Genomic DNA, 7,370 nt, shown 5'->3' on the forward strand with positions numbered 1-7,370 from the left:
GAGCCTTGATTAGGAGTAATATTCTCTAAACCACTATTTTGGACTGGGTTGTAGGATGAGGATACTTGTCCATGTTCCAATTGAATATTGTCAAAATAGGCAGCTCCACCCGTACTACCATTTGCTTCATCATCAATTTCAAGATAGACACGAATCCGATTGACGCCTGGTTTTGTTTTAAATGAAAGCTGTCGCTCAGTCCAATCATTAGTCCCTGATAAGTAGTTGTAGCGATTATCAATCCACGGTGCACTCACTCCGGATGTTCCATTCATTTGATAAATATTAAAAAACGCTCGTCCGTTAAGATTTTCCGTTTTAATTAATCCACTTAATGTATACAACGTGTTTTCTTCTACATCAATATCTTGTGTAACGGAAATATAGGACAGTTTCGTCTTGTCCCGTGTAGCTGAAGGCTTATGGCTTAGTCGAATGGAGCGTTCTTGCTTCTTGTGCGTTGTGTTAAGAGAGACCGTTCCTTCATCACCATTTCCACGGCGTACTGTCCATCCGCTGTATGTTGTTGAATCTTTTTCAAACCCTCCATTAGTTAGCAAGTTGTAAGCAACAGATAATTCTTTTGTTGAATGAGTCACGTTACCAAAATCATCATAAAGGGTCATCGTACTCGTTTTAGCCGGGTCGTTTGTTGTTACTTCAAGAACTCCATCATAAGCTGTTTCGTACGTTTCTCCAAGGGCGTCTGTATAGCTAATGATGTCATCATTTTTATTGTAAATAGCCACTTCCTGTTCCCCATTGGCTCCTATATACTCAATGACATTTCCGTTTCCATCATAAATAGCTTGTTCAGAGGGGCGACCTTCTTTATTTGCTCTTGGGTCTTTTGTTGAGACCATTTCATGAAGATTGTATTGGTATGTTGTTTTTAAATTTAATTTACCTGTTCCATTGTCTGTCATAAGTTCCGTTGGATTACCAGCGATAGAATAACGAATAACATCACTGGAAGCTACGGACGTTCCACCATCGTTTGGTGCTGCTGGATGGGTAATGGTGGCCTGATTAGTTCCATACGAAACCGTTGTGGTTTTACCAATAGGGTCGATAACACTTTTAAACCGCTTTTGTGTATCATATGTGATAGTTGTCTTTTTTTGTTTGAAATCCCATATTTCCGTTAACTGACCGTTGTTATATTGATAGGTTTTCGTTTGACCATCTGGGTACGTGACTTGTGTTAATAAGTCTCCCGTGTAGGAATACACCCACGTACGGTTTGTATAATCTGAAATGGTCGAAATTTTTTGGTTTGAATAGTTCACGGTTATTTTCCGACCGCTTGCATCGGTAATGACCGTTTGGTTTGTTGGATAGGTAAAGGTTACGAGATTTTCTTTCCTAGTCCCATCTTCGATTTTGACAAGTCGACCATTTGAAAAGTACCATTTGTCTTGACTTTTCGTCGTAAGAACAAATTGCGTATCGATCTTTTCAAGTTTTAAATAGAGACCATGTGGTGGGATGTAGGTCGTACCAGATTTTTTATAATAATGCTCCGTCCCGTCCTCTTCCCTTAAGATAACATCCCCATTTGTTTGTTCGTTCAATTGTATATCATAAGAGAACAACCAGCCTGTCCCAAAAGAACCTTTTGATTGAGCAAGGCTATTATACGTTCTTGATATAAGAATCGAAGGGCCTCTTCCTGAAAAAGTTTCATCGGTTTCAGAGAATGAGAGATTTCCATTAAGGGCATTTACTGTGCCAACTTTTGTTATAAATTGAGGCCAATAAGGCTCACTTCCTAAAAATGGACCTCGTAAATCAGGTATAGTCGGTGAAAAGGCGTCAGAGTTTGCAGAATCCGGATGCTTATTATTATACGCTTTTACACGTATTAAATAATTTTTGTTTGTTGTGTAAGAACCGCCTGAATTTTTATAAACAGGAGAAGGGTCTTTAGCAAGCTCTGTTCCTGTTCCATCAAGACGTAAGTTGTACCGACCATTTGCAATATCAGTAGCCGTTGGCCATAGTTTTTTGTTTTGAGAATTCCACTGTAACGCTTGGTTTGGTTTTTTCGGATCGACTTTTACATCTGCCACTTGTTCATAAGCTGTTCCGTTATAAAGCAAGACCTTGTATCCTGTTGCCCCCTGGACTTCTTCCCATGTTGCATGAACATAGCCAGACTGGTCATCTAAATTCACACTCGCTGCTCCGACAGGACGTTTTGGTTTTGAAAGCGGTAGATAGGGCATCGTCGTCCCCGACATACTAGAAGTACCTACCTCATAAACAGCTGCAATGCGGAACCGATAGTTCGTATCAGTTGGATAGTTTCCACCTGAAACTTGATAAGTATCTGACGGATCAACGGGGAGTTCTTGGCCTTTTCCGTCCCAATTAAGCCAGTACCTTCCGTTAAATAATTGTTCATCTGTTGGCCAAAGTTTCTTTCCTCGTGTTGTCCATGAAGTAACGTTTCCAACATTAATCCCTTCGTACTCGTTTCCATTGTAAATATAAACAATGTAGCTTTTGGCGCCAGATATCGCCGACCAAGATAGGTTAAAATACCCTGTATCCGTTCCGTCATTTGTATTGACTCCTGTCACAGTTGGTTTTGCTGGCGTTGGTAATGTATAGGTGACGGAGAGTACAGGCTTACTTGTACTATTTTCAGATGCATAGAATTTTTTCCAATGGGTCTGGCCATTTCCATTCGTGTGGAGCTTGAAACCATAATTGTCCTTCTTCCCATCTACCCATGATTGAACCGTGGATGTCACATCAAATTCAGCCCATTGGCCGCGATGGACATTTGTACTTGTGATGTTTGACGATGAAGGCTTGTTGTTCCATGTTGCTGTTGCAGCAGACCAATTTTCATTCACCGAGTCAAGCCAGACTCCATTAGCCGTTGTTCCATAGTATGAATGAGCTGTGTATATTTTAAATGTTGCAGAACTAATTGCTACACCTTTAAGATGTGACAAATCTTGCCTTACAAATGAAAAATTTGTCCCTGATGAAGCATCATAATAACCAACTTTTAGGGAATAGTATCCAGAACTTGATTCCCAAAATTTATCGTTTGTCGTTGTTGGGTAAGCACTTGTTACAAATGTATCAGCTGAGGTCCCAACGTTTGTTGTTGGATCAATGTACACAGGATATACACGCTCGTCATCATTGAGCCAGTCTGAATCAACCGAAAGGGTTAACAAATACCCTTCCTGGTTTTCTTCCAGTTCGAATTTCACATCGTAAGAAATGCTTGGTTCACCAGATAACTCATCGATATTTGAATCCGTCATAAAAGGTGTAGGAGTTGTAAAAATCACCTCTTCTCCCGACGACCAAGTAACGGAACCATCTTTCTCTACTTGCCCATGTAAGTTCGTATTAACTTGTACACGGAAAGTTGAAAGAGAAGTCGGTTCATAAATGACAATATCTTCCTTTAATGATGTGTTAAATAGAACATTTCGTACATCTATTCCAGGAAAGACCCCTCGATGGTAAAGAAAGTTCTCTTCATATTCTACTTCCGGGATTTCAGCCTGTTGAATACCTTCTTCCCCCTCAGCTTCAATCCATTCATAAGATAAGAAATGGTCTTCTTGTTTGACTGTTACAACGTTATCATTAACATCCAACGGAAATTCTACGTCAATAATAGTTTGTTCCGTGGTAATAATAGATTCATCGTCTTCGGAAGGAACTAGCATGGAAGAGATATCGACAAGATCATCATCTTCTTGAACGTGTACGGGCTCTAGGAAAAATTCTTCAGTAATGGTCCCGTCCATATTATCGAACAATTTCGAAACCTCAGTCCGTTCTTCTATTATTTCTACAGGTTCTTTGGATTGAATATCTTGGGTGAAATTTGAGATGACCTGCTCTGCGTCCGCATCACTCATTTGAATACGGAGTTCATTTTCCGGATCATCAAGTCCAATTCTCTCGTCAAATGATAGCGTTCTATCATTTGCTTGTACCATTGCAGTAAATGGTATGGAGGAAAACAATACAGTAAAAGCAACAAATATTATAAATATCTTTGAAAATAAATGCGTCAAAGTCTTTTCTCCCCTCAAATAAATTTTAAATACGACGCATATAAGGCATTGCAATGGCTCTCGTAGTCTCCCTTCGGAAATTAACAATATAGAAAATTCCCTAGGCTATGATTCCTCCTCTACTAAAATATGTAATTATTATATAGTATTATGGGAAAATGTGGTGTGTTTTTTCTTTAAAATGGAAATTTTAAAGAGACTAAATCCTTCAAATTTTCAATATCTTTAAGGAAAAACTTTGTGCACAACAAAAGAGGCTGTCCCAAAAGGTCATAAATAATTGACCTTTTGGGACAGTCTCTTTTAATTTGCATTTTAATACAATTTATCTTGTGATTAATGTGTAAAGTTATTTAATTTTAAAACCTCAAACACGTATAACCTCGTTCTAATATTATGACGAGGTATAAATAAAGTTGTTTAATTTTCGATACACGAAATTTCGCCACACTTTTTTGAAAGTCTTATTCCATTATCTGGCCCTTTAATTGAATAATCAGCTGGAGTTTAAGGGGCAAAAGAAAGCCCCTAATAAACCATAAGATGAACATGTACAACATCTAACAGACTAGTTTCTTCTACATTCCTAGTTGTGTTTGTTTTTGATTCGTTAGTCTGCTACTAGAAAGAGAATCTTTACACTCATCGTTCCAATCTTTGGTATTCTTTGGTCTTTGATCGACAAGTGTATCTTCTCGCTTTAACGACTTACGTAATTTCTCATGAAATTCTCTTCCAGCTTCATCATTATCAACGCAAGAAATAATTTGCTTTACGCTATGTCCTTTTTCTTCTAAATCTTTAACGGCACGATAAACCGTATTCATTTTCAATCCACTCATACTAACTAATCTCGTATTTTGTACTTGCTCTTTTTTTACTGACCAGTAGGATAATAGATCAATCGGTGATTCAAACACAGCGACCTTATCTGGCTTTTTTCCAACATCGATTGTAAAACCACCATCCTCTTTCGAGTTAGACATGACCTGTTTGAATGTTCCACGTTTTGTATCTATTGTTTTTGTACCTTGCCGATCCGCACCAATAACTTCACCTTGTGCGTTTTTCCATTTGAATACAGCATTGTCTTTCTTGTCTTGCACGAGCAAGTCTTTTTTCATGCACCAATCGACAACTCGACTATCAATTTTACGTTCATTTACAAGATAATCTTTGATGTTTTCTGTATTAGTAACTTCAAAATATTCAGGATATTTAAAAGACTCTTTTTCAGATTCTCCCACTCGAGCTTTTAGTCGGTGCATATTCATGTTCGTTCACTCTCTTAACAGCGTCTGTAAACGTTAAATCATAATAGGTCATAGCAAAACGAATCGCACCAAATCCACCTTCTTGACGACTATTCCAAAAAAACTTCTCTCCTTTGATGACTAAACTGTCATGATCTTCAAGGCGATAATAAGGTTCTGCCCTTTTACCTTCTTGTTTAACATCAATACCATTTGACTTCATCGGTTGTAACTCTTTTCAACTTGCTCACCTCCTACATGCTTAGACCGATATTTTTTTGCTGGATAGGTGATTTTTGAAATGGAGAATCTTTTTCTTTTGCTTCCTTTTTTGTGCTGCTATTTGTCATACAATCTTTTATGCTGCTTTCCATTCGATCTATCATTCTTTCATCTACGACATTCGACTTCAAAGCAAGATATTTTACGTCAGTATATTGATTTTCGGCTTTCATTCGATTGACTACTTTTTCTTCCGTTAATTCACCTTTGTTTTCGGCTTGCAAGTGTGACTGGTACTTCTCATAATGCCCTTTTAAATGAACCATGATGTTAGTCGTGTCCATTTGTTCTTTATCGTTCGTAAATTTTTCATAAACATTTGATTTTAATGAATCAAGCTCACCTTTAGATAAATAGTTATGATGAATAGCATAATGTTCAATAACTTGAACATCACTATCGGATACATCCATCGCTAACTCATCTTTTACATTTGCATGTTTGAGATAAAGGTTCTCTTTATAGATACGTTCCACCGTAGTAGAAATAACTTCCTTTGAATAGATATCTTTTAAATGATTGTTTGTTTGAGGCACATATTTTGCAAGAGAAGGCTGCACACTTTTTAGATAATCGTGAAGATTGTGATACATGCCATCCCCTAAGTCAATTCGATCAGCACGTTTAACATGGATACCATTTTCATCAGGAACAACAAAATTTACTCTTGTTTTGTCATAGCCAGGTGTTTTAAAGCTATCAATATTGGCTTTTGCTAGAGTCATGTCCATATCTTTTATCTTCATTAAACGATGATCTATATTCGTTTCTGACCAAACAACATAGGCTTGTGGCTCTTTCATATCAGGATGAATCATCTTTACAATATCCATTTGAGCATTCCACTTGTCGTTCAAATTATTAAAAGCATCAATCGTTTCTTTTGGATCTAACCCTTGAAATTCTTTATTATTTAAGACATTACGATTATGCTTGTCATAAAACGCACCTTGAAATTCTTCAGGTGTTAAATCGGAAACTTTCTTCACTTCATCCCGAAGAATCACTTCTATATTTCCCAACTTCTGTTGTAAATTTTGTTCTGATTCTTTTTCTATTTCACGTTCATTTGTCTTCACTAAATCATCTTCAAGGTGTGTAATAAATTCGTAAGAAGTGCCTTTCACTTCTTCTAATAATGCTAATTTATCATTGATCTGTGTATGATCTTCTGTGTTAATGATGAAGATAGTGCAAGCTATAATCACTGATGTCAAGATTGAAATGCGAGCAAACTGTATATGCGGTCATTTCAGCTTGGAATTCTTTTTCTGGGTGCGTTCGATCATGATTACCTGATTCAGTACCATGAAGTTTTGCATGTGCAAGCTCATGAATGACTGTCTTAACATTATGCAATTCAGAATTGCGAGGGTTTAATTCAATCGCTTTACGATTTTCCATTTCTCCACGACTATTCAATGCTTGATATTCAACATAAGATCCTTTTGCAGTCCCGAGTTCTTGAAATGGCTTGTCTAAGATTTCCACATCCATTTTACGTCCTAGTTCCTTTAATGATTGAAACATTTCATCGTAATTTTCTACTTTTCCATCCATCCATCTGTTAGGAAAGATACTGGGTAAATTTTCAGCTTTTGCATTTGTTTGTGATAGGTCAAAAACATATCCGGCAACATAGCCAATATGATCTTTTGTTTTCATATCACCTTTTTTAATAGCTTCTTTTTCTTCTTTCGAAGGTAAGCGTCAAATAATACACACATTCCAATAGCCCGGGTCCCATGCGATACTCTAATCAATAATGATGAAAGGGTGT

At 37.2% G+C, this 7,370-nt stretch carries 5 protein-coding genes; all 5 read right to left on the reverse strand.

What is annotated here, in order from left to right; translation table 11 throughout:
- On the reverse strand, positions 1–4,055 hold a 4,055-nt coding region (locus tag PQ474_RS25295; protein WP_273848349.1), incomplete at its 3' end, for a DNRLRE domain-containing protein.
- Between the two features lie 578 nt (positions 4,056–4,633).
- Complete coding sequence (locus PQ474_RS25300; RefSeq protein ID WP_273848350.1) at positions 4,634–5,329, reverse strand: DUF3991 and toprim domain-containing protein; 696 nt, start codon at positions 5,327–5,329, stop codon at positions 4,634–4,636.
- On the reverse strand, positions 5,289–5,531 hold the full coding sequence (locus PQ474_RS25305; protein ID WP_273848351.1) for a hypothetical protein: 243 nt from the start codon (positions 5,529–5,531) through the stop codon (positions 5,289–5,291). Before PQ474_RS25305 ends, PQ474_RS25300 begins: the two co-directional genes overlap by 41 nt.
- A gap of 31 nt (positions 5,532–5,562) precedes the next feature.
- Positions 5,563–6,798, reverse strand: a complete 1,236-nt coding sequence (locus tag PQ474_RS25310; protein WP_273848353.1) for an LPD25 domain-containing protein — start codon at positions 6,796–6,798, stop codon at positions 5,563–5,565.
- On the reverse strand, positions 6,767–7,255 hold the full coding sequence (locus tag PQ474_RS25315) for a SprT-like domain-containing protein (RefSeq protein WP_273848352.1): 489 nt from the start codon (positions 7,253–7,255) through the stop codon (positions 6,767–6,769). Before PQ474_RS25315 ends, PQ474_RS25310 begins: the two co-directional genes overlap by 32 nt.
- Positions 7,256–7,370: the final 115 nt, after the last annotated feature.

The organism is Halalkalibacter alkalisediminis (assembly GCF_028610705.1).
Taxonomy (GTDB): domain Bacteria; phylum Bacillota; class Bacilli; order Bacillales; family Bacillaceae_D; genus Halalkalibacter; species Halalkalibacter alkalisediminis.